This window comes from Halorubrum californiense DSM 19288 (assembly GCF_000336875.1).
Classification (GTDB): domain Archaea; phylum Halobacteriota; class Halobacteria; order Halobacteriales; family Haloferacaceae; genus Halorubrum; species Halorubrum californiense.
This window is the reverse complement of the sequence record NZ_AOJK01000060.1, coordinates 1-308: the sequence shown is the minus strand read 5'-3', so window position 1 is coordinate 308 and position 308 is coordinate 1. Positions and strand designations below refer to the sequence as shown.

Here is a 308-nt window from a genome sequence, read left to right as displayed (position 1 = left end):
CTCGCGTTGTGCGCGTGGTCGTACGGAGCAAAGATGCGGTGCTTGATCAGCGGTCTGATCCCGAGCTCACGCAGACCTTCGCGGAGCGATTGCTTGTCGTAGCCCTTATCGGCCGCAAGAGACCGCAGATCGCCCGCGTTTCGGCGGGCGATCTGCTCAGCGAGGTCTGCGTCACTTCCTTCTCGATTCGTTGAGCAGTGAACGTCAATAACAGCCTGCGACGCTGTATCGACGAGTTTCGTAACTTTGAGCTTCTGAACGCGGTAGCTGATTCGCTGGCAGTAGTGGCGGCTGGCTGGTGAGCGGTC

Annotated in this window: 1 protein-coding gene; it reads right to left on the bottom strand. The window is 59.4% G+C overall.

Features of this window, described 5'->3' with window-relative positions; genetic code table 11:
* Positions 1–308 (bottom strand): IS5 family transposase (locus C463_RS17890; protein WP_008443965.1); only part of this gene is annotated, 308 nt, incomplete at both ends.